At 70.6% G+C, this 25,976-nt stretch carries 23 protein-coding genes and 4 tRNA genes; 17 read left to right on the forward strand and 10 right to left on the reverse strand.

What is annotated here, in order from left to right; translation table 11 throughout:
• Window positions 1-56 precede the first annotated feature (56 nt).
• The gene (purF, locus tag NR111_RS05045) at window positions 57-1,688 is read left to right on the forward strand and encodes an amidophosphoribosyltransferase (RefSeq protein ID WP_067712001.1); all 1,632 of its coding nucleotides are present in this window, start codon (window positions 57-59) and stop codon (window positions 1,686-1,688) included.
• A 39-nt stretch (window positions 1,689-1,727) separates the two neighbouring features.
• Window positions 1,728-2,810 carry a phosphoribosylformylglycinamidine cyclo-ligase gene (gene purM / locus NR111_RS05050; RefSeq protein ID WP_067712004.1) on the forward strand — a complete coding sequence of 361 codons (1,083 nt, stop codon included), beginning with the start codon at window positions 1,728-1,730 and terminating at the stop codon, window positions 2,808-2,810.
• Between the two features lie 146 nt (window positions 2,811-2,956).
• Here the strand turns inward: purM and NR111_RS05055 are convergent, their stop codons facing one another.
• Together NR111_RS05055 and NR111_RS05060 are read right to left on the reverse strand one after the other, a co-directional pair.
• Window positions 2,957-3,142 (reverse strand): DUF3073 domain-containing protein, encoded by a 186-nt coding sequence (locus NR111_RS05055; RefSeq protein WP_067712007.1) that lies wholly within the window; start codon window positions 3,140-3,142, stop codon window positions 2,957-2,959.
• 170 nt (window positions 3,143-3,312) lie between these two features.
• Window positions 3,313-4,476, reverse strand: a complete 1,164-nt coding sequence (locus NR111_RS05060; protein WP_256820120.1) for a folate-binding protein — start codon at window positions 4,474-4,476, stop codon at window positions 3,313-3,315.
• A gap of 39 nt (window positions 4,477-4,515) precedes the next feature.
• Between NR111_RS05060 and NR111_RS05065 the strand changes: the two genes are divergently transcribed.
• Window positions 4,516-5,424, forward strand: a complete 909-nt coding sequence (locus NR111_RS05065) for an aminodeoxychorismate lyase (protein WP_256820121.1) — start codon at window positions 4,516-4,518, stop codon at window positions 5,422-5,424.
• A gap of 28 nt (window positions 5,425-5,452) precedes the next feature.
• Here the strand turns inward: NR111_RS05065 and NR111_RS05070 are convergent, their stop codons facing one another.
• The 4 genes from NR111_RS05070 to NR111_RS05085 all read right to left on the reverse strand — a co-directional run bounded on the left by NR111_RS05070 (window position 5,453) and on the right by NR111_RS05085 (window position 8,392).
• Window positions 5,453-6,142, reverse strand: a complete 690-nt coding sequence (locus NR111_RS05070; protein WP_374210689.1) for an FABP family protein — start codon at window positions 6,140-6,142, stop codon at window positions 5,453-5,455.
• 119 nt (window positions 6,143-6,261) lie between these two features.
• The gene (locus NR111_RS05075) at window positions 6,262-6,762 is read right to left on the reverse strand and encodes a hypothetical protein (RefSeq protein ID WP_256820123.1); all 501 of its coding nucleotides are present in this window, start codon (window positions 6,760-6,762) and stop codon (window positions 6,262-6,264) included.
• Between the two features lie 48 nt (window positions 6,763-6,810).
• Entirely contained in the window at window positions 6,811-7,641 is an 831-nt protein-coding gene (locus NR111_RS05080; RefSeq protein ID WP_120284463.1) for a sulfurtransferase, read from the reverse strand.
• Between the two features lie 10 nt (window positions 7,642-7,651).
• Window positions 7,652-8,392, reverse strand: coding sequence for a DUF2993 domain-containing protein (locus NR111_RS05085; protein WP_256820124.1), 741 nt, complete (start codon window positions 8,390-8,392; stop codon window positions 7,652-7,654).
• Between the two features lie 82 nt (window positions 8,393-8,474).
• On the opposite strand from NR111_RS05085, the gene NR111_RS05090 reads away from it, so the two are divergent.
• The 6 genes from NR111_RS05090 (at window position 8,475) to pstB (ending at window position 14,345) form a co-directional block, all read left to right on the forward strand.
• Entirely contained in the window at window positions 8,475-9,164 is a 690-nt protein-coding gene (locus tag NR111_RS05090) for a response regulator transcription factor (protein ID WP_256820125.1), read from the forward strand.
• On the forward strand, window positions 9,161-10,147 hold the full coding sequence (gene mshD, locus NR111_RS05095) for a mycothiol synthase (protein ID WP_256820126.1): 987 nt from the start codon (window positions 9,161-9,163) through the stop codon (window positions 10,145-10,147). Before NR111_RS05090 ends, mshD begins: the two co-directional genes overlap by 4 nt.
• A gap of 254 nt (window positions 10,148-10,401) precedes the next feature.
• A complete protein-coding gene (gene pstS / locus NR111_RS05100; RefSeq protein ID WP_096905966.1) occupies window positions 10,402-11,508 on the forward strand; it encodes a phosphate ABC transporter substrate-binding protein PstS in 1,107 nt (368 codons plus the stop codon).
• Window positions 11,509-11,585: 77 nt separating this feature from the next.
• On the forward strand, window positions 11,586-12,638 hold the full coding sequence (gene pstC / locus NR111_RS05105) for a phosphate ABC transporter permease subunit PstC (protein WP_082923668.1): 1,053 nt from the start codon (window positions 11,586-11,588) through the stop codon (window positions 12,636-12,638).
• Window positions 12,638-13,552: a phosphate ABC transporter permease PstA gene (gene pstA / locus NR111_RS05110; protein ID WP_253003249.1), complete on the forward strand. Its 915-nt coding sequence runs from the start codon at window positions 12,638-12,640 to the stop codon at window positions 13,550-13,552. The genes pstC and pstA overlap by 1 nt, the downstream gene beginning before the upstream one ends.
• A 16-nt stretch (window positions 13,553-13,568) precedes the next feature.
• A complete protein-coding gene (gene pstB / locus NR111_RS05115; RefSeq protein ID WP_067712029.1) occupies window positions 13,569-14,345 on the forward strand; it encodes a phosphate ABC transporter ATP-binding protein PstB in 777 nt (258 codons plus the stop codon).
• An 89-nt stretch (window positions 14,346-14,434) separates the two neighbouring features.
• On the opposite strand, the gene phoU is transcribed toward pstB, so the two are convergent.
• The 3 genes from phoU to NR111_RS05130 form a co-directional block, all read right to left on the reverse strand.
• Window positions 14,435-15,217, reverse strand: a complete 783-nt coding sequence (gene phoU, locus NR111_RS05120; protein ID WP_256820127.1) for a phosphate signaling complex protein PhoU — start codon at window positions 15,215-15,217, stop codon at window positions 14,435-14,437.
• Window positions 15,218-15,294: 77 nt separating this feature from the next.
• Window positions 15,295-16,473 carry a tRNA dihydrouridine synthase DusB gene (gene dusB / locus NR111_RS05125; RefSeq protein ID WP_256820128.1) on the reverse strand — a complete coding sequence of 393 codons (1,179 nt, stop codon included), beginning with the start codon at window positions 16,471-16,473 and terminating at the stop codon, window positions 15,295-15,297.
• A gap of 61 nt (window positions 16,474-16,534) precedes the next feature.
• Window positions 16,535-16,610 (reverse strand) — tRNA-Lys (locus NR111_RS05130).
• Between the two features lie 103 nt (window positions 16,611-16,713).
• Here NR111_RS05130 and NR111_RS05135 point away from each other — a divergent pair.
• The 7 genes from NR111_RS05135 (at window position 16,714) to NR111_RS05165 (ending at window position 23,652) form a co-directional block, all read left to right on the forward strand.
• Window positions 16,714-16,786: transfer RNA gene (locus tag NR111_RS05135), tRNA-Glu, on the forward strand.
• 152 nt (window positions 16,787-16,938) lie between these two features.
• A tRNA-Asp gene (locus NR111_RS05140) sits at window positions 16,939-17,015 on the forward strand.
• Between the two features lie 49 nt (window positions 17,016-17,064).
• Window positions 17,065-17,138, forward strand: a tRNA-Phe gene (locus NR111_RS05145).
• 87 nt (window positions 17,139-17,225) lie between these two features.
• Window positions 17,226-20,492 (forward strand): arabinosyltransferase domain-containing protein, encoded by a 3,267-nt coding sequence (locus tag NR111_RS05150; protein WP_256820129.1) that lies wholly within the window; start codon window positions 17,226-17,228, stop codon window positions 20,490-20,492.
• Between the two features lie 85 nt (window positions 20,493-20,577).
• The gene (locus NR111_RS05155; protein ID WP_256820130.1) at window positions 20,578-21,363 is read left to right on the forward strand and encodes an enoyl-CoA hydratase; all 786 of its coding nucleotides are present in this window, start codon (window positions 20,578-20,580) and stop codon (window positions 21,361-21,363) included.
• On the forward strand, window positions 21,351-22,586 hold the full coding sequence (locus NR111_RS05160; protein ID WP_256820131.1) for a GTP-binding protein: 1,236 nt from the start codon (window positions 21,351-21,353) through the stop codon (window positions 22,584-22,586). Before NR111_RS05155 ends, NR111_RS05160 begins: the two co-directional genes overlap by 13 nt.
• A 181-nt stretch (window positions 22,587-22,767) precedes the next feature.
• Window positions 22,768-23,652, forward strand: a complete 885-nt coding sequence (locus NR111_RS05165; protein ID WP_256820132.1) for a LuxR C-terminal-related transcriptional regulator — start codon at window positions 22,768-22,770, stop codon at window positions 23,650-23,652.
• A gap of 59 nt (window positions 23,653-23,711) precedes the next feature.
• Here the strand turns inward: NR111_RS05165 and NR111_RS05170 are convergent, their stop codons facing one another.
• Window positions 23,712-24,287, reverse strand: coding sequence for a cob(I)yrinic acid a,c-diamide adenosyltransferase (locus tag NR111_RS05170; RefSeq protein WP_256820133.1), 576 nt, complete (start codon window positions 24,285-24,287; stop codon window positions 23,712-23,714).
• 72 nt (window positions 24,288-24,359) lie between these two features.
• Between NR111_RS05170 and murA the strand changes: the two genes are divergently transcribed.
• Entirely contained in the window at window positions 24,360-25,643 is a 1,284-nt protein-coding gene (murA, locus tag NR111_RS05175) for a UDP-N-acetylglucosamine 1-carboxyvinyltransferase (RefSeq protein ID WP_256820134.1), read from the forward strand.
• Window positions 25,644-25,976: the final 333 nt, after the last annotated feature.

Genomic DNA, 25,976 nt, shown 5'->3' on the forward strand with positions numbered 1-25,976 from the left:
ACCGCCGGGGTCCGTCCGGGCGGACCGCCCCGAAAGTCGCGAGGGAGCACCAGCAGGTGGAGAGTACGTCGTCACGACCGGCACCGTCCGGGTCACTCCGCCGTCCCGGTGGCAGCTCCGCCGTCGGGCTCGGGCTGCCCGATCCGTCCGCCCCCGGCCCCGCAGGCCTGCCCGTCGACGCCGAGCGCATCGGCCCGGTCGAGGAATGCGGCGTCTTCGGCGTGTGGGCCCCCGGCGAGGACGTCGCCAAGCTCACCTACTACGGCCTGTACGCACTCCAGCACCGTGGCCAGGAGGCCGCCGGGATCGCCGTGGCGGACGGTGAGCAGGTCCTGGTCTACAAGGATCTCGGCCTGGTCAGTCAGGTCTTCGACGAGCAGACCCTCGAGTCGATGCACGGTCACGTGGCGATCGGCCACTGCCGCTACTCCACCACCGGCGCGGCGAGCTGGGACAACGCCCAGCCGATGTTCAGGCCGATCATCGACGGCGGTTCCGTCGTCCTCGGCCACAACGGCAACCTCGTCAACACGCAGGAACTCAAACGGCACGCGACGGCCCTGGGGATCGGCGGGTACTCGGAGGAGAGCACCCACTCGGACTCCGACATCGTCTCGACCCTGCTGGCCCACGAAGCGCGCGACGGGGGACTCGAGGAGGCCGCGGCCCGTCTGCTGCCCCGGCTCCGCGGCGCCTACTGTCTCACCTTCTCCGACGAGAACACGCTCTACGCGGCCCGCGACCCGCACGGTGTCCGCCCGCTGGCGCTCGGCCGCCTCGAGCGTGGCTGGGTCGTCTCGTCCGAGACGTCGGCCCTGGACATCGTCGGCGCCTCGTTCGTCCGCGACATCGAGCCCGGCGAACTCATCGCGATCGACGCCGACGGCGTGCGGTCCCGCAAGCTCTCGCCCCCGACCCCCAAGACGTGCGTGTTCGAGTACGTCTACCTCGCCCGTCCCGACTCGGTGATCAACCAGCGCCTGGTCAACTCCGCGAGGGTCGAGATCGGGCGCCGCCTGGCCCGCGAGCATCCCGCCGAGGGTGACCTGGTGATCCCGGTCCCCGAGTCCGGCACCCCGGCCGCCGTCGGTTACGCGCAGGAGTCCGGGATCCCGTTCGCGCAGGGGCTGACGAAGAACGCCTACGTGGGCCGTACGTTCATCCAACCCAGCCAGACCATCAGGCAACTGGGGATCCGACTCAAGCTCAACCCGCTGCGTGAGGTGATCCGCGGGCAGCGGCTCGTGGTGGTGGACGACTCGATCGTTCGGGGCAACACCCAGCGCGCCCTGGTCCGCATGTTGTACGAGGCCGGAGCCCGTGAGGTGCACGTCCGGATCGCCTCGCCGCCGGTGCGCTGGCCGTGCTTCTACGGGATCGACTTCGCGAGCCCCGCCGAACTCATCGCCAACGGCGTCGACGCCTCGGACGGGATGCTCGAGGGGGTGCGCCGCGCCATCGGCGCGGACAGCCTCGGATACGTCTCCGTCGAGGGGATGATCGAGGCCAGCGGCCAACGCGGCGACGAACTGTGCGCAGCGTGCTTCGACGGGCACTATCCCATCGAGCTTCCCGACGACTCGCCCATGAGCGCGGCCGTGCGCGCGCTGGCAGCCGAGGTCGACGGCCTCGAGGCCGATCGCTTCCCGGTCCGCAGTGACATCGCGGACCCCGTCCGCCGACCCTGAACGGGCGCCCGACCAGGGGCGCCGACGAGGAGAGACCACATGACCGACAACTCACACCCCCCGACCGGCGCCTCGTATGCCGCCGCGGGCGTCGACATCGACGCCGGCGAGCGCGCGGTGGAGCTGTTCGCCCCCCATGCCAAGCGGGCGACCCGGCCGGAGGTGATGGGAGGCCTCGGTGGATTCGCCGGCCTGTTCTCGCTGAAGAACACCTACCGGCAACCGCTCCTCGCGTCGTCCACGGACGGCGTCGGGACCAAGATCGCCGTCGCGCAGGCGATGGACGTCCACAACACGGTCGGTATCGATCTCGTCGCCATGGTCGTCGACGACCTCGTGGTGTGCGGTGCCGAGCCGCTGTTCCTGCAGGACTACATCGCCATCGGCAAGGTCGTCCCCGAGCACGTCGCGGACATCGTCGAGGGGATCGCGGAGGGCTGCGTCCGGGCCGGGTGCGCGCTGCTGGGCGGGGAGACGGCCGAGCACCCCGGGCTCATGGCCCCGGGGGAGTACGACATCTCCGCCACCGGTGTGGGGATCGTCGAGGCCGACGAGATCCTCCAGGCCGAGAAGGTCCGCCCCGGCGACGTGATCATCGGCATGGCCTCCTCGGGGCTGCACTCCAACGGGTACTCGTTGGCCCGGCACGTCCTCCTCGAGCTCGCCCGACTCCCGCTCGAGGGGCACGTCGAGGAGTTCGGACGGACGCTGGGTGAGGAGCTGCTCGAGCCGACGCGTATCTATGCGCTCGACTGCCTGAGCCTCATCGCGGAGACCGACGTCCGGGTCTTCAGCCACGTCACCGGCGGCGGGCTCGCCGAGAACCTCGCCCGGGTGATGCCCCGCGGCCTGGTCGCGCGCCTCGACCGGGGGCGCTGGCCCGTTCCCGCCGTCTTCGGCACCATCGCCCACCACGGCCGCGTCGAGCAGGCCGAGATGGAGCGCACGTTCAACATGGGGGTCGGGATGGTCGCCGTCCTGCCCGAGGAGGACGTGGACCGGGCCCAGGCCGTCCTCACCGCACGCCACGTCGAGAACTGGGTGATCGGGCGCGTGGAGAAGGCCGGCGAGGACGCCGACGCCCCCCGCGTGACACTCGAGGGTTCACACGCCCGGTTCTGACCGCTCGCAGACGACAGCGACCCGGCCGGGGCAGTTCCGGCCGGGTCGCTGTGTCGTCGTGAGGTGTCCCGGCCAGTGTGACACGCGTGAGCCGGGCATCCTCGGGGATGCCCGGCCCACGTGGGTCTACCGGGAACGGGGGATGATCAGTACCTGGTGTCGCCGTCGGACCATGACCCGTAGGGGTCATCGTCCTCATCGGTGCTGAGCCGCGTCGGCGACCCTCCACCCGACAACTCCTGCTGGAGACGTTCTAGGTCCGTCTGCGGAGTGTTGTACTTGAGTTCGCGAGCGACCTTGGTCTGCTTCGCCTTCGCGCGGCCTCGGCCCATTGACCTGACCCCCTCGGAAACGGTGCTGGGCCACCTCGGGGGTGCCCATTGCAAGTGTGAGTATCTGCCTGTCCACAGGATAGCGTGCCCGGCGCGGAATGTCCGCCCGGGTGTCGAGGGAGTCGTCTCCGGCAGTGACCCGCGGGGGTGATCCGACCCCCGCGGGGGTGTCAGGCCTGGCCGCGGAGTCGGCGGATGGCCTCTCGTCCGGCCTGGGTCCCGGTGTCCTCCGGGGCGCTGTCCGGGTCGACGGCGGCGACGACCCCGTCGATCTCGAGGGCGGCGTCGACGGCCACGGACCGCTTGAGCAGGGCGAGGGCCACCGGTCCGTCCTCGTGGTGCTGGACCACGGTCCCGACGCGTCCGACGGGGCGGCCGGCGGCGCGGACCTCGGCGCCCGGCACGGGCAGTTCGTCGCTGGCGGATCCATCCAGCTGGAGTCGGACCAGGACCCGGGGCGACCGTCCGAGGTTGTGGACCCTGGACACGGTCTCCTGGCCGCGGTAGCACCCCTTGTCCAGGTGCACGGCGCCGCGCTGCGCCACATCGCCGATCCAGGTGGGGAGCTCGTGGGGGATGGTCTTCTCGTCGGTGTCCACCCCGAGACGGCCGCGCGGCGGGGTCGTCCCCGCCGCCCGCAGGGCCTCGAACGCCCACGACCCCGCCGGACGCGCTCCCGCGGCGACCGCCGCGTCGAACCACGCGCCCAGTCCGGAGCGCGGGACCAGCAGGTCGATCGACCCGGTCAGGGGCCAGGGCATCCGCCGGGCCACACCGCCGCCCGGCAGCGGGATGCCGGCGTAGTCCCCGACCGGCAGGGTCACCTCGGTGCCGTCCGGGGCCTCGAGGGAGGCGGGGAGGGCGGCGCCGGTGAGGGTGAGGACGGCGAGGTCCGCGGTCTCCGGGCTCGCGTCGGCCCAGAAGACCATCTTGGTGAGGAACTGCAGCAGGTCCGCTCCCCGGCCGGGTTCGGTGTCCACGACGAGCGTGCCGCCGACGTCGGCGAGGACCGCGTGGTGTTCCACCCGCCCGTTCGCGTCCAGCACCAGAGTCTCGGCGCCGCCACCGTCCGGGATCTCGGACACGTGCTGGGAGACGAAGCCCTCCAGCCAGGTCAGCCGCTCGCCGCCACCGATGGTCAGGACGTCCCGGTGGGAGCGGTCGACGACCACCGGCGCGGAGTCGGCCGCGCGCTGCTCCCCGAACGGGTCGCCGTAGTGGTACGGCACCCCGACGTCGGGGGAGGTGTCGGCCTGGTTCACTGCTCCGGGGCGGGTCAGGATCGGGCTGCGGTAGCCGCTGTCGGTCCGCTCGGGCACAACTGGGTCGGTCACGATCGCGAGTCTACGTACCCCGCCGTAGTGTTGGGCGGCATGGGCACAGCAGTGGAAACGGGTACCGATCGGACTGACGACGCACGGGTGGTCGTCCTCGTCGCGGGCGGTCCGGAGGGGCCGCGTCCCCGGGTCCACCCGTCCGATCAGCCACTGTTGTTGGCCGACGACCTGGCTGCCGTCCGTGGCGACGGTTGCTTCGAGACACTCCTCGTCGTCGGTGGCCGCCCCGCCAAGCCGGAACGTCACCTGGCGAGACTCGCCAGATCAGCGGCCTCGCTGGGGCTGACCGGGCCGTCCCCGGAGCAGTGGCTGGCGGGCATCGACCTGGCCGCGCGCCGGTGGGGGCCGGACTCGGAGGCGATGCTGCGGTTGGTGCTGTCCCGCGGGCCCGAGCGCGGCGGGCGGGAGACGGCCTACATCACCGTCGCGCCCGTGAGCGGGGTGGCCCTGCGGGCGCGGGCCGAGGGAATCGCGGTGACGGCCCTCGGTCGGGGGTATGCGTCGGACGTCGCCGCGTCCGCCCCGTGGCTGCTGCTCGGATCCAAAACGCTGTCGTATGCGGCCAACATGGCGGCGCTGCGGCACGCCGCCGCGGCCGGGTTCGACGACGTGGTCTACCTGTCCTCCGACGGTGAGGTGCTGGAGGGCCCCCGTTCCACCGTGGTGATCGCCCGCGGCGGTGAGCTGGTGAGCCCTCCGGCGGAGGTGGGGATCCTCGAGGGCACCACCCTGGCGGCCATGGCGGAGATCGCCGGGGCCGAGGGTGTGCGCGTGCGGCGGGAGCGGCTGCTGCTGACCGACCTGTTGGCCGCGGACGCGGTGTGGCTGTTGTCCTCGGTGACCCTGTGTGCGCGGGTCCGCAGGGTCGACGATGTGACGCTGTCGACCGGGGACCCCGGGATCGATGTCGTCGGCATGGTCGACCGCGCGGTCGGCCGCGGGTGACGGGCCCCGCCACCCGGGCGGGGAACCGCTAGCCGGCTATCCGACGCAGTCGCGCGGACATGTGGGGCACCAGGCCCCGCTCCGGGTGGACGCGCTCCTCGACCCAGCCCAGGTCGCCGCCCTCGACGATCCCGTAGATGCGCTTGGCGCCGCCACGCTTGGGCCCGGTGGGGGACGCGAGGACCACGTCGGTGGTCATCTCCCAGGCCGACTGGCTGATCGGTGCGCCGTAGTACATCTCGATCACGCCGGACGCGTGGGCCACGAGGAACTCGAGCTGGTCATCCGCGGAGATCCGCCAGAATCCCGTCTCCCGGTAGGCCGCATCGTCCACGGCGCCACCGGCGTCGAAGGTCCAGGCGCGGGAGGTCCAGGTCAGATAGTTCTCGCCGTCGTGGGCGACGATGAGTTGTTGGCCGAACCGGTGCTGGCCGCGGTCCTCGGTGTCGGCCTCGCCCTCACCCTCCCAGACGCCCACGAGGGGCAGCAGGGCCAGCAGACCCGGGTGCAGATCGGGGCCGAAGCGCAGGTTGGCGGTGTCCTCGGGGACCGGGAGTTCGGAGAACGGGGCGATGTTGCGGCGCGCGGTCTCCTCCGACCGCTCCGCCGCGGCGTCGACGGCCGCGTTTCCGGATCCGGGCACGACCGACCGGCCGCCTCCCCCTGAGGGGGTGGGCGGCGCGGGGTCACCGGTGTTCGGCTGGTCGCGTTCCGTCACGACTCGTCGGTGACCGTGCGGTACACGATGTAGCAGGTGGCCCACAGGATGGCCAGCGTGCAGAGGACCAGGAGGATCTCGAAGAAGAGCACCATGGCCCAATCCTAACCCCGAGCCTCTCAGCCGAGTGAGACGCGGGCCTCGATCGAGTGGATGAGGCAGTCCTCGGAGGGCAAGACGAAGTCCTCGCTGACCCGCGCGGTGGCGCCCACGACGGTCGCCAGGGTGAAGTCCGCGTGCACGACGCCCTCGCGCCCCGGGGGGTCGACGGTGATGACGATGTCGCGGACCTCGCGGATCACCGAGTACTGCAGGTGCAGGTGGAGGTCCCACCGGAGCTGGTCCGCCCCGAACCCGGTCTTCAGGCCGTTCTCGCGACGGACACAGTCCTTCGCGAACGGCACACGGAACGCCGCGGCCGGGACCGTGAGCGCGGTGAGGTACATCCGAACGGCTGCCTCCCGCTCCTCGGGGGAGTAGGGGCCGGGGTGATCGGGCACGGCCGGGGTCGCCCCACGGCGTTGATCGATTCCCACGAGGACGGTGGAGGCGACCGCGGCGCCGACGGCGACGACGGAGGCTCGCCCGGCCATACCGAGCGCACGCGACAGGAGAGACATGGGATCGAGATTAGCCAGTCCCGCCGGCCGCCGGGGTGAACACGCGGCTCACCGCTCGACGGGGACCCCGATCAGGGAGCCGTACTCCACCCAGCTGCCGTCGTAGTTGACGACGTTCGGTTGATCGAGGAGCTCGTGGAGGACGAACCAGGTGTGGCTGGACCGCTCGCCGATCCGGCAGTACGTGACGACGCGCTGCCCGGGGGTGCCGAGAAGATCGGCGTAGATCTCACGGAGCTCGGCGTCGGGCCGGAACGTACCGTCGCGGGTGACGGCTCGGTTCCACGGAATGCTCACCGCGCCGGGGATGTGCCCGCGCTGTCGGCCGCCCTCCTGGGGCAGGCCGGCCGGTGCGGCGAGTCGGCCGGTGAACTCGTCGACCGATCGCACGTCGACGAGCGCGTCACTGCCGAGGCCCGAGAGCACGTCCTCGCGGAACGCCCGGATCGACAGGTCCTGGGGCTCGGCGACGTACTCGGTCGCCGGGCGCTGCGGCAGCTCGGTCTCCAGTGGCAGGCCGTCCCGTTCCCAGCGCATACGGCCCCCGTCGAGGAGACGGACGTCGGGGTGCCCGTACAGCCGGAGGTACCAATAGGCATAGGCGGCGAACCAGTTGTGGTTACCGCCGTAGACCACCACGGTGTGCTCGCGGGTGATGCCCCGACCGGACAGGAGTTCGCCGAACCGCTCACGGTCGACGAGATCGCGCGTGTACTCCTGCTGGAGTTCGGTTCGCCAGTTCAGCGCGACAGCACCGGGGATGTGTCCGTCGGAGTGGTAGGCCGTCACGTCCTCGTCGACCTCGAGGAAGACCACCGAGTCGTCGGCCAGGCGCGAGGAGGCCCAGCGGGTGCTGACCAGAACGTCGTCGCGACTCATGGGCCCGAGTCTAGAGGTCCGTCCGTGCGAGGCCGTCGAGCGGCGCGGTGCCGGGCCCGCCCTCACCGGCGGCGGTGATGGTGCCGCCCGTGATGCTGAGGGTCTCGACCGCCACGCCCAGCGGGAGGACGTCCGGTTCCAACGTCAGTGCCGTGCGGCGCAGGGCCAGCTCGCCGTCGCCGGCGGGGAACCCCGCCGGCCCGGTCGCGGGTGCCACGGGGACGAGCCGTGCGCCGAGGTCGTCGACGACGAGGTCGACGAACGCCGAGACGCGGACGTCGGATCCCTCGAGTGTCCCGGTGACCCGGGCCCGGGTCTCGGTACCCCCGGCGAGGCTCGGGTCGTCGGCCGCGCCGACCAGCACGTCCCGCATCCCCAGGGCCGGGCCGAGCGAGGCCCCGGTGATCTGTACCGAGACCGTCACCTCCCCGGCGGTCAGCGGACCGGTCGGGTCCTCCGGCACGGAGACGTCGGTGGCCACGGCCTCCACCGCGACCGGCCCGAGCCCGGGCCGGTCGACCCCTTCGACCCGGATCGTCGCCGAGACGAGGGTGTCCGGGCCGGACCACCGCGACCCCGGCGCGCCGCCGATCGTCACCGAGGGGGGCCCGGCACCAGTGTTCCCCGGGTCGATCCGACCGGACAGGTCGGCCTCGATCCGTGAGGCGGACACCGTCTCCACGGTGAAGGCGCTGCCGGCCACGACGGCCACGGCGACAGCCGCGATGACGACGGGGCGGGGGAGTCTCATGGCATTCAGGTGTACTCCAATCCCCGTTGCGGGGGTGCGGGTCGCTAGTATCGTCTCGGCCCCCGGACGGAGAGGAAGCGACATGGACGTAGTGCTCCTCGCCGCTGAAGCAGACCCGGAGGCGGTCATCCCCGCGCTGCCTCTCCTCCCGCACTCGGTGCGTGTACTCCCGCCGCTGGCGTCCTCGCTGGGGGATCTCTCCGGTGCGGCACTCGCCCTGGTCGACGCGCGGAGTGATCTCGCGGCGTCGCGGGCACTGTGCAGGCTGCTGTCCGGTGGCGGGGACCTCGCCGTCATCGCCGTCGTCTCCGAGGGGGGACTGATCGCCGTCAGCGGGGACTGGGGCCTCGACGACATCCTCCTGCCGACCACCGGGCCGGCGGAGGTGGACGCCCGGTTCCGCCTCGCCACCGCGCGGCACTCGTCCCAGGGCGAGGCGGACGGTGGCCTCCTCACGGTCGGCGAGCTGGTCATCGACGAGGAGACCTACGTCGCCCGCGTCAAGGGGCGCCCCCTGGATCTGACCTACAAGGAGTTCGAGCTCCTCAAGCACCTGTGCCAGCATCCCGGCCGGGTCTTCTCCCGCGCGCAGCTGCTCCAGGAGGTGTGGGGTTACGACTTCTTCGGTGGAACCCGGACCGTCGACGTCCACGTCCGGCGACTGCGCGCCAAGCTCGGTCCCGATCACGAGTCGCTGATCGGCACCGTCCGTAACGTCGGGTACAAAGCGGTCCGGCCGTCGGATCGCAGGGAGGACGGAGGCGACGCATGACAGTCACCGAACGCGCACCGGACGCCGGTGCCGCCGACCGCATCGAGGCGATGGCACGGCAGGCGGGATCGGTCGACGGGGTCGCACCCCTCGGTGAGCAGCCCCTCCGGTCCCTCCGCGGGTCGGCCGACGGGGTTCGTCACTTCCTCGCGACCGCCGCAGACTCGCCCGACGCCGACTCGGCCGGTGCCGCCACGGGCGGGGGTTCCGCTGACCCCGCGATCGTCGGCTACGCCCAGCTCGTCGGCGCCGGGGACGAGGCCTCGGCGGAACTGGTCGTGGACCCCTCGCACCGGCGCCGGGGGCACGGGAGCGCCCTCGTCCGCGCGGTCCTCGATGCCGAGCCCGGCGCCGCGATGTGGGCGCACGGTGACCTGCCGGCCGCGCGGGCCCTGGCAGAGGGCCTCGGGCTGGCGCGGACACGCGAACTGCTGAAGATGCGCCGGCGCGCCGCCGGCGGGCCCGCGCTTCCGGATCCGCACCCGCCCGGGGGGATCGAGACCGGAACCCTCGCCGAGGCCGCGTCGGAGGGCGGGTCGCGGTGGCCGGGGATGGACACCCGGGAGGAGTTCCTCCGCGTGAACAACGCCGCGTTCTCGTGGCATCCGGAACAGGGGGGCTGGACGCGAGAGCAGCTCGACGACCGGCTCGGCGTCGACTGGGTGGATCCCGGCGCGGTCTTCCTCGCCGTGGATGTCGCGGGCGAGACGCCGCGGCTGGCCGGGTTCCACTGGACGAAGACCGTCGCCGAGCCCGGGCAGCCGGTCGAGGGCGAGGTCTACGTGGTCGCCGTGGACCCGTCTGGCCAGGGCAGGGGCCTGGGCGGTCTGCTCACCGCCGTCGGGGTCGAGCACCTCGAGGGCCGGGCCGGGGCGGAATCGGTCGTCCTCTACGTGGAGGGCGACAACCTCCCGGCCATCCGCACCTACGAGAGGCTCGGTTTCGCCGTCGAGCACCGAGACGTGACGTACGCCTCACGCTGAATTCCGCGGCGGTCCGGAGACGAGATCTCAGGATCACCCCAGGTGGGGTACCGCGGGGGGGAGGGACGGCTGTCCGGGTGAACAGCCCATGACCAGGGAGTTCATCTCGGGTTCACCTACGTCCTCGGCGTTGTTCACGTCCGCACCCTAGGTTCTCTCCACGTCGGATCGGCGCGTCCCGGTCCGGCCCTGCGACCCAGTCGCCGACAACGTGACCCGGTGGAGGTCTCCACCGGATGAACCAAGGAGATTCTGTGGACCTCAAGCGCACCGGTGCCCTGCTCGGGCTGGCCGCCCTGACGACGGCCGGACTGGCCGCCTGCTCCGACGACAACGCGGGGACCAACGACACCGCCCAGAACGTCGCGGGCGTCGAGTGCGAGGGGAAGCCCAACCTCAATGCCTCGGGATCCTCGGCGCAGAACAACGCCATGACGATCTTCGCCAACTCCTACGCCACGAGTTGTGAGGGACAGACCATCGACTACAACTCCAACGGCTCCGGCGCCGGCGTGAAGGAGTTCATCGGTGGACAGACCGACTTCGGCGGTTCCGACTCGGCGCTGAAGGAGGACGAGTACCCCCAGGCCGAGCAGCGCTGTGAGAGCCCCGCGTGGAACCTTCCGGCGGTCTTCGGTCCGATCGCGGTGGCCTACAACCTCGACGGGGTCGAGCTCAGCCTGTCGGGCTCCACCATCGCCCAGATCTTCAACGGCGAGATCACCACCTGGAACGACCCGGCCATCGCCGCGGAGAACGAGGGAGTGGAGCTCCCCGAGCAGGACATCACCGTGATCTTCCGCTCCGACGAGTCGGGTACGACCGACAACTTCCAGAAGTACCTCGTGGCCGCGTCCGACGGCGCGTGGACCCAGGAGGCCGGCAAGACGTTCAACGGCGGCGTCGGCGAGGGCGCCAAGGGCAACGAGGGCGTCTCGGCCGCGATCGGCCAGACCCCGGGGACCATCACCTACACCGAGTGGTCCTACGCCAAGAACCAGGGCCTGTCGATGGCCAAGGTCATCACGCCGGCGGACGCCGAGGGCGTGGAGCTCAACGCCGAGACCGCGGGCACGACCATCGACTCCGCCAAGCTGCAGAACGAGGGGACCAACGACCTGGTGATCGACACCTCGTCCTTCTACGTCCCGGAGGCCGCGGGGGCCTACCCGATCCTCATGCCGACCTACGAGATCGTCTGCTCCGAGTACCCCGACGCCGAGACCGCTGCTGCGGTCAAGGCCTTCCTGAACGTCGCCGTCTCCGAGTCCGTGCAGGGTGAGCTCGAGGGCGAGGGTTACATTCCGGTTCCCGACGCCTTCCGTGGCAAGCTGACTGACGCGATCGACGCGATCAAGTGAAAGCCCGGTCGCCGTCCCCGTCCGCGGACGGGGACGGCGACCGACCTCATACAGACCCCCGGAAGACTGAAGGTCCCATGACTGTGCACGACTCCGTCGAACGAGACGTCGACAAGACCGCCGGCCGCCGCGGTGAATGGTCGGAGGACGACCACCCGGGGGCCGGGGGCCGGGGAGACGGCCCACGGGGCCTGCTCACCAACGGGTCGTCCCGGAATATCGACTCCGTCTTCCGGTCGGTCACGGTCGCGGCGGGCGCGATCATCGTCGGGCTCATCGCGCTGATCGGCATCGTGCTGGTCCTCCAGGCGGTGCCCTCCATCCTCCAGGACCAGGTCAACTTCTTCACCAGTTCCGAGTGGAACACGACCGATCCCGACAACCTGAGGTTCGGCATCCTCGACCTGTTGAAGGTCACGGTCCTGAGCTCGGTCTTCGCACTGCTGCTCGCGGTGCCCGTCGCGATCGGGATCGCGACGTTCCTCGTCCAGTACGCGCCACCCCGGATCTCCCGGGCGCTGTCGGCGATGATCGACCTGCTGGCGGCCGTCCCGTCGATCGTGTACGGGATGTGGGGACTCATCGTCCTCGGCCCGTGGATCACCCCCTTCGCCACCTGGCTCAACGAGAACCTGGGGTGGTTCTTCCTCTTCGCCGACGGGAACGTCTCGATCGCCGGAGGCGGGACCATCTTCACCGCGGGCATCGTGCTCGCGATCATGATCCTCCCGATCATCACCTCGATGTCCCGCGAGACGATCCGTCAGACCCCGTCGTTGCACCAGGAGGCCGCTCTGGCACTCGGCGCGACGAAGTGGGAGAAGATCCGGATGACGTGCTTCCCCTACGCCAAATCGGGCATGATCGCCGGGTCGATGCTCGCCCTCGGCAGAGCGCTCGGCGAGACGGTGGCGGTGCTCATCATCCTCCGTGCCTCGAGCTCGGCCAGCGGCCTCTCCCTGTTCGACGGGGGCTTCACGTTCGCGTCGAAGATCGCTTCCGGGTCCGCGGAGTTCAACAACCCGATGTCGACCGGGGCCTACATCGCCGCCGGCCTCGTGCTCTTCCTCCTCACGTTCATCGTCAATCTCATCGCGCGCTCGGTGTCCGGTGGAAAGGTCAACGGCTGATGTCCCAGGTAACCCCCGACCTCGCACGACCGGCCAAGCCGTCCGAGACCTTCCTCCCCGTCTCCGGTGGGCGGAAGGCGAAGAACTCCGTGGCGACGGCGGTGTTCACCCTGTCGTTCATCGTCGCGGTGATCCCGTTGATCGCGCTGCTCTACAAGGTGGTCTCCGCGGGGGCCGAGGCGATCATCAACCCGACCTGGTGGACGAACTCGCTCTTCCTCGTGTCGCCGTCGTCGCTCGCCGGCGGCGTCGGTCACGCCATCTACGGCAGCCTCGTCCAGGCGCTCATCGCGGCCGTCATCTCGATCCCACTGGGTATCGCCGCCGGCATCATGCTCGTGGAGTATCCCGACTCCAAGCTGGCGCGACCCACCACCCTCATGGTCGACGTCCTCGCCGGCGTCCCCTCGGTGGTCGCGGCGATCTTCATCTTCGGCATCTGGATCACGATGCTGCAGTTCGAGTTGAGCGCCTTCGCTGTGGGACTCGCGTTGGTCCTGCTCATGATCCCGCTGATCGTCCGCTCCACCGAGGAGATGCTCAAGCTCGTCCCGGATGAGTTGCGCGAAGCCTCGTACGCGTTGGGGGTGCCCAAGTGGAAGACCATCACCAGCGTGGTCATCCCCACCGCACTGTCTGGGATGATCTCGGGCATCTTCCTGGCTCTCGCCCGGGTGATGGGGGAGACCGCGCCCGTGCTCATCCTGGTGGGGTACACCGCGAGCTACAACTACGACCTCTTCCAGGGCAACATGGCCTCGCTGCCACTGCTGATCTACAACCAGCTGTCCAACCCCAACGACGCCGGTCAGTACCGCATCTGGGGCGCGGCTCTCACGCTCATCCTCATCATCGCGCTCGCGAACGTTCTCGCGGCGTTCGCTTCCAAGGCGCTCGCGCCGAAGACCAAGTAAGGACACATCGGTTCAGATGGCAAAGCGACTCGACCTCGAGAACGTCGATATCTTCTACGGTGACTTCCACGCGGTGAAGGACGTCGACCTCCACGTCCCGCCGCGGTCCGTGACCGCCTTCATCGGCCCTTCCGGTTGTGGCAAGTCCACCGTGTTGCGCTCCCTCAACCGTATGCACGAGGAGATCGCGGGCGCCTACGTCAAGGGCTCCATCAAGCTCGACGGGGTGGACATCTACGACAAGAAGATCGACCCCGTCGCCGTCCGGCGGACCATCGGGATGGTCTTCCAGCGCCCCAATCCGTTCCCCACGATGTCCATCAAGGAGAACGTGGTCGCGGGACTCAGACTCCAGGGGGTCAAGAACAAGAAGACCCTCGACGAGGTCGCGGAGAAGTCACTGCGCGGCGCGAACCTCTGGAACGAGGTGAAGGACCGCCTCGACAAGCCCGGCGGTGGACTCTCCGGCGGCCAGCAGCAGCGTCTGTGCATCGCCCGCGCGATCGCCATCGAGCCGCAGGTGCTGTTGATGGACGAGCCGTGTTCCGCGCTCGACCCGATCTCGACGCTGGCCGTGGAGGACCTCATCGCGGAGCTCAAGAACGAGTTCACGATCGTGATCGTCACCCACAACATGCAGCAGGCCGCACGCGTATCCGATCAGACCGCGTTCTTCTCCCTCGAGGCCACCGGCATGCCGGGTCAACTGGTCGAGGTCAACTCCACGGAGAAGATCTTCTCCAACCCGGACAACAAGCAGACCGAGGACTACGTCTCCGGCCGTTTCGGCTGACCCGTCCCTGCGGCATATCGACGACTGCCCCGATACCGGCCTCGAGGCCGGTACCGGGGCAGTCGTCGATTCGCGTCCGGCCCCCGGTGTCAGGCGCCCCCGGAGGGGCCCTCCCCGCCGGCCGCCTCGTGGCGGGCGATGCGCTCCTTGAAGGTCCGGTCCGTCTCGTTGAACTGGCGCACCAGTTCCTCGCTGGAGGGGGACGGGCGCTCGGGGTCGTCCTCGGGGACGGTGGCGTACTCGCCGGTCGCCAGGAAGATCACGCGCTGGGCGACCTCCACGGCGTGGTCGGCGAAGCGCTCGTAGTACCGGCCCAGGAGGGTGACGTCGACCGCGCAGGCCACACCCCACTTCCACTCCCGGACGGTGAGCAGGGTGAACAGATGACGCCGCAGGTCGTCGACGGCGTCATCCTGCCGTGCCAGCGTGGCCGCCTGCTCGGCATCCCGGTTGAGGAGGACCTCGGTGGCGGAGCGCCCCAGTGAGACTGCCACCCGGCCCATCTCGGCGAGGTAGCCGTTGACGGGCTCGGGCAGAACCGGCTCGGGGTGGCGACGGCGGACGATCTTGGCGACGTGGCCGGCGAGCGTGCCCATCCGGACGAGGTCCTGCACGAGCTGGATCGACGTGACCACCTGTCGCAGATCACGCGCGACGGGCGCCTGGAGGGCGAGCAGTGCGAAGCCCCGCTCCTCGTTCTCGGTCGCCAGCCGGGACATCTCCGTCGCGGACTCCAGGACCTTCTCTGCGGCGACGAGGTCGACCTGGAGCAGGGCGTGGGTCGCCAGCTCCATGTCATCGGTCGCGAGGGAGCACATCCGGGCCATGGACGTGGCCAGGCCCGCGAGTTCTTCGGAGTAGACAAGACGCATATCGCCAGGATACGCGCATGTCAGGGCGGTTACCGCCGGTGCGGTGAACGACCGGTGAACATTCGGCCGCGACGGGCTCAGCCGCCCGAGTTCTCGGCGTCCGCGCCCTCGAGCGCGGTGGCGTCGTCCTCCGGGTCATCGAGCCAACCCTCGGGCAGCAGCACCCTGGAGGGGGAGCCCTGACGCCCCCGCGGGCCGTACCCGTCGGCCGGGAAGGGCTCGTCGGCGGGGAGATCCGCGAGCAGCTCGGCCAGGTCGTCCAGGGTGCGGACGGCGGACAGACCGACCCGCTTCTCCGATCCGGCCGGGAAGCCCCGGAGGTACCACGCGACGTGCTTGCGGATGTCGCGCATCCCCTTGTCCTCGCCGTGGTGCTGCGCGAGGAGTTCGCCGTGGCGGTACATGATGCGCGCGACCTCGCCCAGCGCGGGCGGGGTCGGCGCCTCGCGTCCGTCCAACCGTGCGGCCAGTTCGGAGAAGAGCCACGGACGGCCCAGGCAACCGCGGCCGATCACCACGCCCGCGCAGCCGGTCTGATCGCGCATCCGCACGGCGTCCTCGGCGGAGAAGATGTCGCCGTTGCCCAGCACCGGCACATCCGAGACCGCTCCGACATGGTCGACGAGCCGGGAGATCTGCGACCAGTCGGCCTCGCCGGAGTACCGCTGGGCGGCCGTCCGCGCGTGGAGCGCGACCGCCTGCGCGCCCTCCTCGACGGCGATGCGGCCGGCGTCGAGATGGGTGTGGTGGGCGTCGTCGATGCCGACGCGCATCTTCACTGTCACCGGGATGTCGGTGCCCTCGGTGGCGCGGACCGCCGCGGCGACGATCGAGCGGAACAGCCGGCGCTTGTAGGGGATGGCGGACCCGCCGCCGCGCCGGGTGACCTTGGGGACGGGGCAGCCGAAGTTGATGTCGATGTGATCGGCCAGGTCCTCGTCGACGATCATCTTGGCGGCCGCGTAGGTGTATTCGGCGTCGACCGTGTACAGCTGCAGGCTGCGTGGCGACTCGTCCGGGGCGAAGGTGGCCATGTGCAGCGTCCCGGGCTGGCGTTCCACCAGGGCGCGGGCGGTGACCATCTCGCAGACGTACAGGCCGGACACCGACCCCTGCTGTTCACGCTCGATCTCGCGGCAGAGCGTGCGGAACGCGACGTTGGTGACCCCGGCCATCGGCGCCAGGACGACGGGGGACGCGAGTTCCAGGGGGCCGATGCGCAGTGCGGGCGCCGCGGCGGCGGTGGGTGCGGACATGACCCCGATTCTCCCAGCGGGGCGCGAGCAGGTCCAATGGGCCCGCGCGACGGGCGGTGACTGGTGCCCCCAGTCGGGCTCGAACCGACGACCTGCGGATTAAAAGTCCGTAGCTCTACCAACTGAGCTATAGGGGCGACGGTCACGATACCGTCCCCGTGTGCGGTTGGTTTATCCGCCCGGTGGGCGGTGCCCTACACTGGACTCCGCTGCGGACCGGGGCACCCGGACGTGGCGTAGGCCCCCTTCGTTTAGCGGCCTAGGACACCGGCCTTTCACGCCGGCAGCGCGGGTTCGAATCCCGTAGGGGGTACATAGTGTCGAGGTCCCGGTCACCGTCAGGTGGCCGGGACCTCGTGCATTCATGGCCCACGTGCCTCTGACGTGCTCGGATACGGTCCGCAGGGGGCCGATTTGCGCAAAGGTCCGGCGGTCCACTAATGTTCTTTCTCGTGCGAAGAGCACGGCCCTGTGGCGCAGTTGGTTAGCGCGCCGCCCTGTCACGGCGGAGGTCGCGGGTTCGAGTCCCGTCAGGGTCGCCAGAGACATACCGGCGCATTCGGTGTTCACCGGGTGCGCCGGTGGTCTTAGGGCCAGGTAGCTCAGTTGGTACGAGCGTCCGCCTGAAAAGCGGAAGGTCGTCGGTTCGATCCCGACTCTGGCCACAACACCGACGAACGCGTCGGAGGGAACCCCCTCCGGCGCGTTCGTCGTTTCGGGGAACGTCCTCCCCTCGTTATAGCGTGGACGCCATGCCATCGACTGCCGCCGAGGTCCCTGACGTGCCGGAAAAGTCCCGAACGGGACCTCGGTGGGGGATCGTCGCCGCCGTCAGCGGGCTCGTCGGCATCCTGCTCGCGATCATCGTGCCGCTGTTGCCGGTCACGCAGACCACCTCCACCGTCAGCTGGCCCGAGGCGGGCACCCTCGAGCCGGTCACCGCGCCGCTCGTCGCGTACTACCCACTCGACCTCACCGTCGAGGTGCCGTGCACGGCCGTCGGTCAGTTGCCCGGCGGCCGCGAGGACGGCGTGCTGGTCTCGACCGCGCCCCGCGAGGCGGGGGAGAACGCGGCCGCCCGCGGGCTCATGGTGTCCGTCGCCGGCCCCAACGTGGAGATCCGCAGCCGTAACGCACTGGTCGCCTCCGCGCCCACCGATGCGGTCACCGCGCCCGGCGCGTGTTCCACCATCCGCGTCACCGCTGACTCAGGGTCGATCGGCGCCGAGTTCGTCGGTCTGGAGATCGACGGGCAGGGCGTCGGCGGCCGGATCGACGCGGACCTCCGCCCGCAGGTGGTCGGAGTGTTCACCGACCTGGAAGGTGCGGCGCCGGAGGGCATGGCCGTCGACATCACGGTCGACTCGCGCTACACCACCCAGGCGACCGCACTGAAGCAGGCCGCGATCGTCGTGGGCATCCTCGCGATCATCGTCGCGCTGGTCGCGCTGCACCGGCTCGACCTGCGGGACGGGCGGATCGCGCGCCGCATCCTTCCGCCGGGCTGGTGGAAGCCGCGACCGCTGGACCTGCTGGTCGTGGCGACGCTGCTCGTGTGGCACGTCATCGGGGCCAACACCGCCGACGACGGGTACATCCTCACCGAGGCCCGCGCGGCCGTCTCCAGCGGATACATGCCCGAGGTGTTCCGCTACTACGGCGCCCCGTACGCGCCATTCGGCATGCCGTATTACCTGTACACGGCGATGAGCGCCATCTCGCTGGGCAGCATCTGGCTCCGACTGCCCGCGCTCCTGCTGGGCATCGCCTCGTGGCTCCTGCTGTCCCGCGAGGTCATCCCCAGGCTCGGCATCGCCGCCCGCCGCGCCGCGGCGGTGCGGTGGAGCACCGCCGCGGTCTTCCTCGCGTTCTGGCTCACCTACAACAACGGCCTCCGGCCCGAACCGATCATCGCCTTCGGCGTCCTCGCCACCTGGGTCTCGCTCGAGCGGGCGCTCGCGACGGGACGGCTGCTACCCGCGGCGACCGGGTTCATCATCGGTGGGCTCACCCTGTCCGCGGCACCCACGGGAACGTTCTGCATCGCGGTCATCATCGCCGCGTCCAGGCCACTACTGCTGCTCGTCATCCGGCGCGCGAAGCGCGACGGCTGGGTGCCCACCGTGGCGCCGCTCCTGGCTGCGGGGCTGGGCGTGCTGCACCTGATCTTCCTCGACCAGCCGCTGGTCACCACGCTGCAGTCGTCGGCGCTGCTCGGGGACGTCGGCCCCTCCGGCAGCTGGTACGAGGAGGTCTGGCGCTACGAATGGCTGATGAACCCCACCCCGGACGGCTCGCTCGCCCGCCGGTTCGGGGTGCTCGCCATGCTGCTGTCACTCATCACCTGTGCGGCGATCCTGTTCCGCAAGGGCCGGATCCCCGGCGTGTCCGTGGGACCCGCCCGCCGCATCGTCGGCCTGGCGGCCATCTCCCTCGCCTTCATGGCGCTCAACCCCACCAAGTGGACCCACCACTTCGGCGCCTTCGCCACCATCGGCGCCGCACTGGCGGCGCTGGTGACCATGGCGGTCCTCCCGGCCGCGACCAGGTCGCTGCGCAACCGCATGCTCTTCCTCGCCGGTGTCCTGTTCGTGCTGGCGCTGAGCTTCACCTCCACCAACGGCTGGTGGTACATCTCCATCTACGGCATCCCGTGGGGCGGCACCCAGCCCACCATCGCCGGGATCACCCTGTACTCCGTGTTCCTCGGGCTGATGCTCCTGGCGCTCCTCGCCGCCCTGGTCCTGCACTACCGGGAGCCGTTCATGACGCGCACCGGGCAGGAGCGGGACGGTGGCGACCGCGGTCCACTGCTCCGGTTCGCCCGCGAGGTCTCCCACGCCCCACTCGGGCTGGCCGCGGCCCTCGTCGTCGTCGTCATCGTCGCCTCCATGGCCGCAGCGGTCCGCAACCAGTACCCCGCGTACTCGGTGGGTCTGCAGAACCTCCGCGCGCTCTCCGGCGAGCCGTGCGGTATCGCCGACGTGGTGCTCGCCGAGCCCGACGCCAACGCCGGCCTGCTCACCCCGGCCGGCGAGCCCCGCGACCAACTCGAGGCCGGCGGTGAGGCGGTCAGGTTCGACCCCGACGGGATCCCCACCGACCTCACCGCCACCCAGGCCGCGGACACCGACACCCCCGGCACCGGAGAGGGCTCCGACACCACGTCGACCACCGCCGGCACCGAAGGCGGCGTGCGCGTCGGCGAGGGCATCAACGGCAGCCATGCAGTCCTGCCGTTCGGACTCGACCCCGCCCGCGTACCGGTTCTCGGCAGCCACCAGTCGGGTGCCCAGTTCAACGCGGAGGCGACCACCGACTGGTACCGGCTCCCCCGGGGGAACGGGGAGAACGGAGAGAACGGCCAGAAGGGGGAGGACCCGCTCGTCACGATCGGCGTGGCCGGGTCCTTCGCCCCCGACGCGGTGCGCGTCGAGTACTCCACCGGTGGCGGGGAGTTCGCGGTGGCCGGATCGGTCCTGCCGATCGACATCGGGCCGGCCCCCTCCTGGCGCAACCTGCGCGTGCCGATGGACACCCTGCCCGACGACGCCTCCGCCATCCGGTTGGTCGTGCGCGACCTCGACCCGGACCCGTCGCGGTGGATCGCGTTCACCCCACCGCGCATGCCGGAGCTGGTGACCATGCAGCAGCTGGTCGGCGACTCGAGGCCGGTCCTGCCGGACTGGGCCGTGGCGTTCCACACCCCGTGCCTGCGCCCGTTCGACGAGTACGCCGGCATCCACGAACTGCCCGAGTACCGCGTCCTGCCCGATCGGGGACTGGCCGTGAGCTCCACCAACACGTGGCAGGCGTGGGACGGCGGTGGCCCCATCGGGTTCATCGAGCTGCTGCTCGAGGGCGAGACGGTGCCGACCTACCTCGAACACGACTGGGACCGCGACTGGGGATCGCTCGTGCGGTACACCCCGCTCGTGCCCGAGGCGCGCGAGGCGACCGTCACCCACGACCAGGCCGTACGGTCGGGACTGTGGAACGGTGGGCCGCTCGCGCGGTGACCGGCTAGCATCGGCCCCGGAGCTATTACAAGGACTTCCAAGTAATGGCGCACAGGCACCTGACGACGACAGACTGGAGACACGCATGTCCGTGACGGAGAAGCAGTTCGAGAACATCCTGGTCGAGCAGACCGACCGGGTCGCGACCATCACGCTCAACCGCCCCAAGGCGCTCAACGCGCTGTCCAGCGGCATGGAGAAGGAGGTCGTCGAGGCCGTCGAGGCGTTGGACGGCGATCCCGGGGTCGGGTGCATCGTCATCACCGGGTCGGAGAAGGCCTTCGCGGCCGGCGCCGACATCAAGGAGATGAAGGACAAGAACTACCCGGGCATCTACCTCGAGCGGTTCTTCCACGACTGGAAGCGCCTCACCGCCGCGCGCACGCCGATCATCGCCGCCGTGTCCGGTTTCGCCCTGGGCGGCGGCTGCGAGCTGGCCATGATGTGCGACATGATCATCGCCGGCGACAACGCCAAGTTCGGCCAGCCCGAGATCACCCTCGGCGTCATCCCCGGCATGGGCGGTTCGCAGCGCCTCACCCGCGCGGTGGGCAAGGCCAAGGCCATGGACCTGTGCCTGACCGGCCGCCAGATGGACGCCGACGAGGCCGAGCGCTCCGGCCTGGTCGCCCGCGTCGTCCCCGCGGCCGAGCTGCTCGACGAGACCATGAAGGTCGCCACCAAGATCGCCTCCATGAGCAAGACCACGGCGATCGTCGCGAAGCAGGCGGTCAACCGCTCCTTCGAGACCACCCTCGAGGAGGGCCTGCTCGCCGAGCAGAACGCCTTCTACGCGCTGTTCGCCACGGAGGACCAGACGGAGGGCATGTCCGCGTTCGCGGAGAAGCGGAAGCCCGAGTGGCGTCGCTGAACGACGGACTGAGGCACGGGCACCTCGCCGGGGGCGGTGGCGGGACGCACGACGCGCACCGCGCCCCCGGCGAGCCCCTGCCCGTCCTGGTCCTGACCGGCTATCTGGGCGCCGGCAAGACCACCCTGCTCAACCACCTGCTGTCCGGCACACCGGGGCTGCGCATCGCCGCGATCGTCAACGACTTCGGCGAGATCGACGTGGACGCCACCGCCGTCGCCGGCCGGGTGGACTCCATGGTCTCGCTGGCCAACGGCTGCGTGTGCTGCGAGGTCGACGCCAGCGAGCTCGGCGAGACCCTCACCCGGCTCGCGGACCCGGAGCTCGGCCTGGATCTCGCGGTCATCGAGGCCAGCGGCCTGGCCGAGCCGCCCGTCCTGTCGCGGATGGTCCACGACGTGCCGCGGCACGTGGCGCGCCACGCGGGAATGGTTCAGGTCGTCGACGCCGAGGGCCTCGATGACGCCATGACGCGACATCCGCGACTCGCGGCGCACCTGGCGGAGGCCGACCTCGTCGTCGTCAACAAGTGCGACCTCGTCAGCCGCGAGCGGTTCGGCGAGCTCCGGGCGACGATCCGCGCCCACGCCCCGCGCGTGGCCGTGCTCCCGGCGGTTCGCGCCGCGGTCCCGGCCGGGTTGCTGCTGGACATGGCCCCCGACGGCCCACCGACCGCCGCGCCCGCCGCGACGTCCGGCGGCACCCACCGGCACGGCGAGCACGGACACGGCGACCACGGACACGGCGAGCACGGACACCTGCATGACGGCTACACGGCCGTCACCGTGACGCCGGCCGGCCCTCTGCACCCGCGCCGCTTCCTCACCGCGGTCTCCGCGCCGCCGGCCGGCGCCTACCGCGCCAAGGGCACGTTGACCCTGGCAGGCGCGGACGGCCCCCGCCGCTACGAGGTGGCCCTGGTGGGCCGCCGGTTGGAGCTGCGCGCCGGGGGAGAGGGTCCGGAGGGTCTGGTGGTGATCGGCGTGGAGATGGACGACGACGAGGTGGTCCGCTTCCTCGACGAGGCCGTGCTGGACACCGGGGAGACGGTCGACGCCTCGGCCGTGCTGGGCCTGCACCCGTACCTCGTCGGCGACCCGGACTCCAGCGACGTCGAGGAATGGATCTACGACGAACAGCGGGCGGCGCCCGTCACCGGGGTCGCCGCGATGCTGGCCGATCCCGAGGATCCGGAGGCATTCGATCCAGCTTTCACCCCCTGACCGCGGCGCGGGGACGAAGCTGCGGCCGGTACCCCCGACGACCTGACGCCTCTCTCATGTTCTGGTTCGGCGTCACCCCGGCCACGTGCGTATAGTGGCGCTGACGACGCCGAAGTGTCGCACCGGCAGGGGGGCCAACCGCCCGCGGCGGGGGTGCTGCACGGACGAGGGAGGAGACCTCGTGGACGAGGACAACACCGGCCACGGCCCGAGCGGCGCCGGGGACGCCCAGCGACGCAAGCGTGACCTCGCCTCGGTGCGTAGCGCGATCGCGGCGCTGCGGGAGGCCACGGGAATCCCCGTGACGATCGGTGGTGTCGTCGGGGAGGGCCACACGTTGGTCCTGTCCGAGTCCCTCGGGATGCGGACCTCGGCGATGAAGGACCTCAAGGTCCACTACGGGGCCGGCGTGGGCGGTCGGGTCATGGCCACCGGCAAGCCGGTCGGCGTGGCGGACTACCCGCGAGCCGGGGTCATCACCCACGAGTACGACCTGCCGGTGCTCTCCGAGGGGCTGCGGTCGATGGCCGCGATCCCCGTCGTGGTGGGCAAGGACGTACGCGCGGTGATCTACGCCGGTGTCCACTCCTCGGTCAGGTTCGGCGAGAAGGTCCTCAACCAGATGGCGGCCACCGCCCGTGCCCTGGAACAGGAGATCGCGGTCAACGACGCACTGGCGGCCCGCGGCGCCGCCCCGGTCGGGCCCGGCTCCGGCGAGGGCCGGTGGGACGACGTGCTGTCCAACGAGCGGATGCGCGAGACCCACGCCCGCCTGCGGATGCTCGCCTCACGCACCGAGGACCCGGACGTCCGCGCGGAGCTCGAACGCATCTGCGCCGAGATGGTCTCCCCGCCGCCCGAGATGCCCACCGCGCGGTTGTCCCGCCGCGAACTAGACGTGCTGGCGTGCGTCGCCCAGGGCAAGACCAACATCGAGACCGCCGCCGACATGGGCATCGGTGCCGAGACGGTGAAGAGCTACCTGCGGTCGGTGATGCGGAAACTCGACGCGCACACCCGGTTCGAGGCGGTCAACGCAGCGCGCCGCATGGGCGCGCTGCCCTGACCCGCACCGCTCCGGCCGGTCGCGGTCCGGTCAGCCGCGCTCCGTCCGCTGAGCTCCGGTCAGCCGCGCTCCCCGCCGGGCACCCACAGGACGTCGCCCTCCGGGTTCGCGACCCGGCCCAGGACGAACAGCAGATCCGACAGCCGGTTGAGGTACTTCGCCGGCAGGACCGAGGTCGTCTCCGGGTGCGCCTCGACGGCCGCCCACGCCGAACGCTCCGCCCGTCGGGTGACGGTGCGGGCGACGTGCAGGTACGCACCCCCCGGGGTCCCGCCCGGCAGGATGAACGACGTCAGGTCCGGCACCTCGGCGTTGAACTGGTCGATCCAGCCCTCGAGCCGGTCGATGTACGCCTGCTCGATGCGCAGCGGCGGGTACTTGGGGTCCTCGACCTCCGGCGTCGACAGGTCCGCGCCGGCGTCGAAGAGGTCGTTCTGCACGGTCCGCAGTACCGCGACGACACGGTCGTCCAGGCCGCCGAGCGTCACGGCCACGCCGATCGCCGCGTTGGCCTCGTCGCAGTCCGCGTACGCCACCAGTCGGGGGTCGTTCTTGCTCACGCGCGAGAAATCAGACAGGCCCGTGGACCCGTCGTCGCCGGTCCGGGTATAGATCTTGGTCAGGTGAACAGCCATGTCGGCCAACCTACGCTGCCGCGGGGCCGCGGCTGGAGCGGATCCCTCCCTCCTCTCGCCTAGGGTGGAACCGTGAGCGCTAATCCCACGTCCCGCGAGGAGAGCTTCCTCGTCCGCGGCGGTACCCGACTGTCCGGCGAGATCTCCGTATCAGGCGCCAAGAACAGCGTGCTCAAGCTGATGGCGGTGGCGCTCATGGCCGAGGGGCGGACGACGCTGACCAATTGCCCGACGATCTCCGACGTCCCCGCGATGGCCGATGTGCTGCGCCACCTCGGGTGCACGGTCGAGGTCTCCGGCGACACCGTCGTGATCGACACCCCGGCCGAGTTGGGGCACGTGGCCGACGACAAGGCGGCTCAGAAGCTGCGCGCGTCGGTGTGCATCCTGGGACCACTGGTCGGCCGCCATCATCGCGCCGTGATCGCGATGCCCGGCGGAGACGCGATCGGCAGCCGTCCCCTCAACTGGCACCAGAACGGACTCAACCGGCTCGGCGCCCGCACCCGCATGGACCACGGCCGACTCGTCGCCGATGCGACCGAGCTCCGGGGCGCGAACTACGAGCTGAGCTTCCCGTCCGTCGGCGCGACCGAGACCTTCGTGACCGCGGCGGTCCTGGCGGAGGGCACCTCGGTTCTCAAGAACGCCGCGCGCGAGCCGGAGATCGTCGACATCTGCGACCTGCTGAACGAGATGGGGGCACAGATCAGCGGCGCGGGGACGAGCACGATCACCGTCCGCGGCGTCGATGAGCTGACGCCGGTCAGTCACCGGGTGGTCGGGGACCGGATCGTCGCGGCCACCTGGGCCATGGGTGCGGTGATGACCCGGGGCGACGTCACCGTCACCGGCATCGACCCCATGTTCATCCACGTGGTGCTGGAGAACCTGCGCGCTGTGGGTGCCGACGTCGAGACCGGGCCCGACTGGATCCGGGTCGCCCAGGAGGGCCGACCGCGGGCCCGGGACATCCGGACCCTGCCCTTCCCCGGTTTCCCCACCGACCTCCAGCCGATGGCGATCGCACTCGCCTCCGTGTCCGAGGGGGTGTCGGTGGTGACCGAGAACCTCTTCGAGGCACGGTTCCGGTTCGTCGAGGAGATGGTCCGCATGGGCGTGACCGCCGAGACCGACGGTCACCACGCCAAGATCGTCGGCCGCGAACGCCTGGACTCCGCGACGGTCTGGGCGAGCGACATCCGCGCCGGGGCCGGGCTCGTGTTGGCCGGCATGTGCGCGGACGACGTCACCGAGGTCTGCGAGGTCTTCCACATCGACCGGGGATACTCCGACTTCGTCGGGAACGTCCGGTCCCTCGGCGGCGAGATCGAGCGAGTGTCCACCCATCGTTGAGGTCGACGGGGCGGAGATCGGGCACGCAGCGCCGAAACCGCCTCTGACCAGGCGATTAGTACTTTCGCCGCAGCCCGTGTAACTTTATCGGAGCCGCCAGGGAGCGGGCCGGAGCCGAGAGGCGAGGGCCTGGTTCGGGTGGTGGGAAAGTGCGGGTGTCCGGTTCTCTTGGTTTGACTGGGGCGGGCGGGTCACCTACGCTGGAGAAGTTGCCCCGAGCGGGTGGCGGATTGCAGTGACTGCCCCGCGAGCTGGTTGTCTTCGGATGGCTGGTTAGTGGTGTGTGGGTGTTGTTTGAGAACTCAACAGTGTGTTTTGTTTGTGATAGTGCCA

The organism is Dietzia sp. Die43, from assembly GCF_024519835.1.
GTDB classification, from domain to species: domain Bacteria; phylum Actinomycetota; class Actinomycetes; order Mycobacteriales; family Mycobacteriaceae; genus Dietzia; species Dietzia kunjamensis.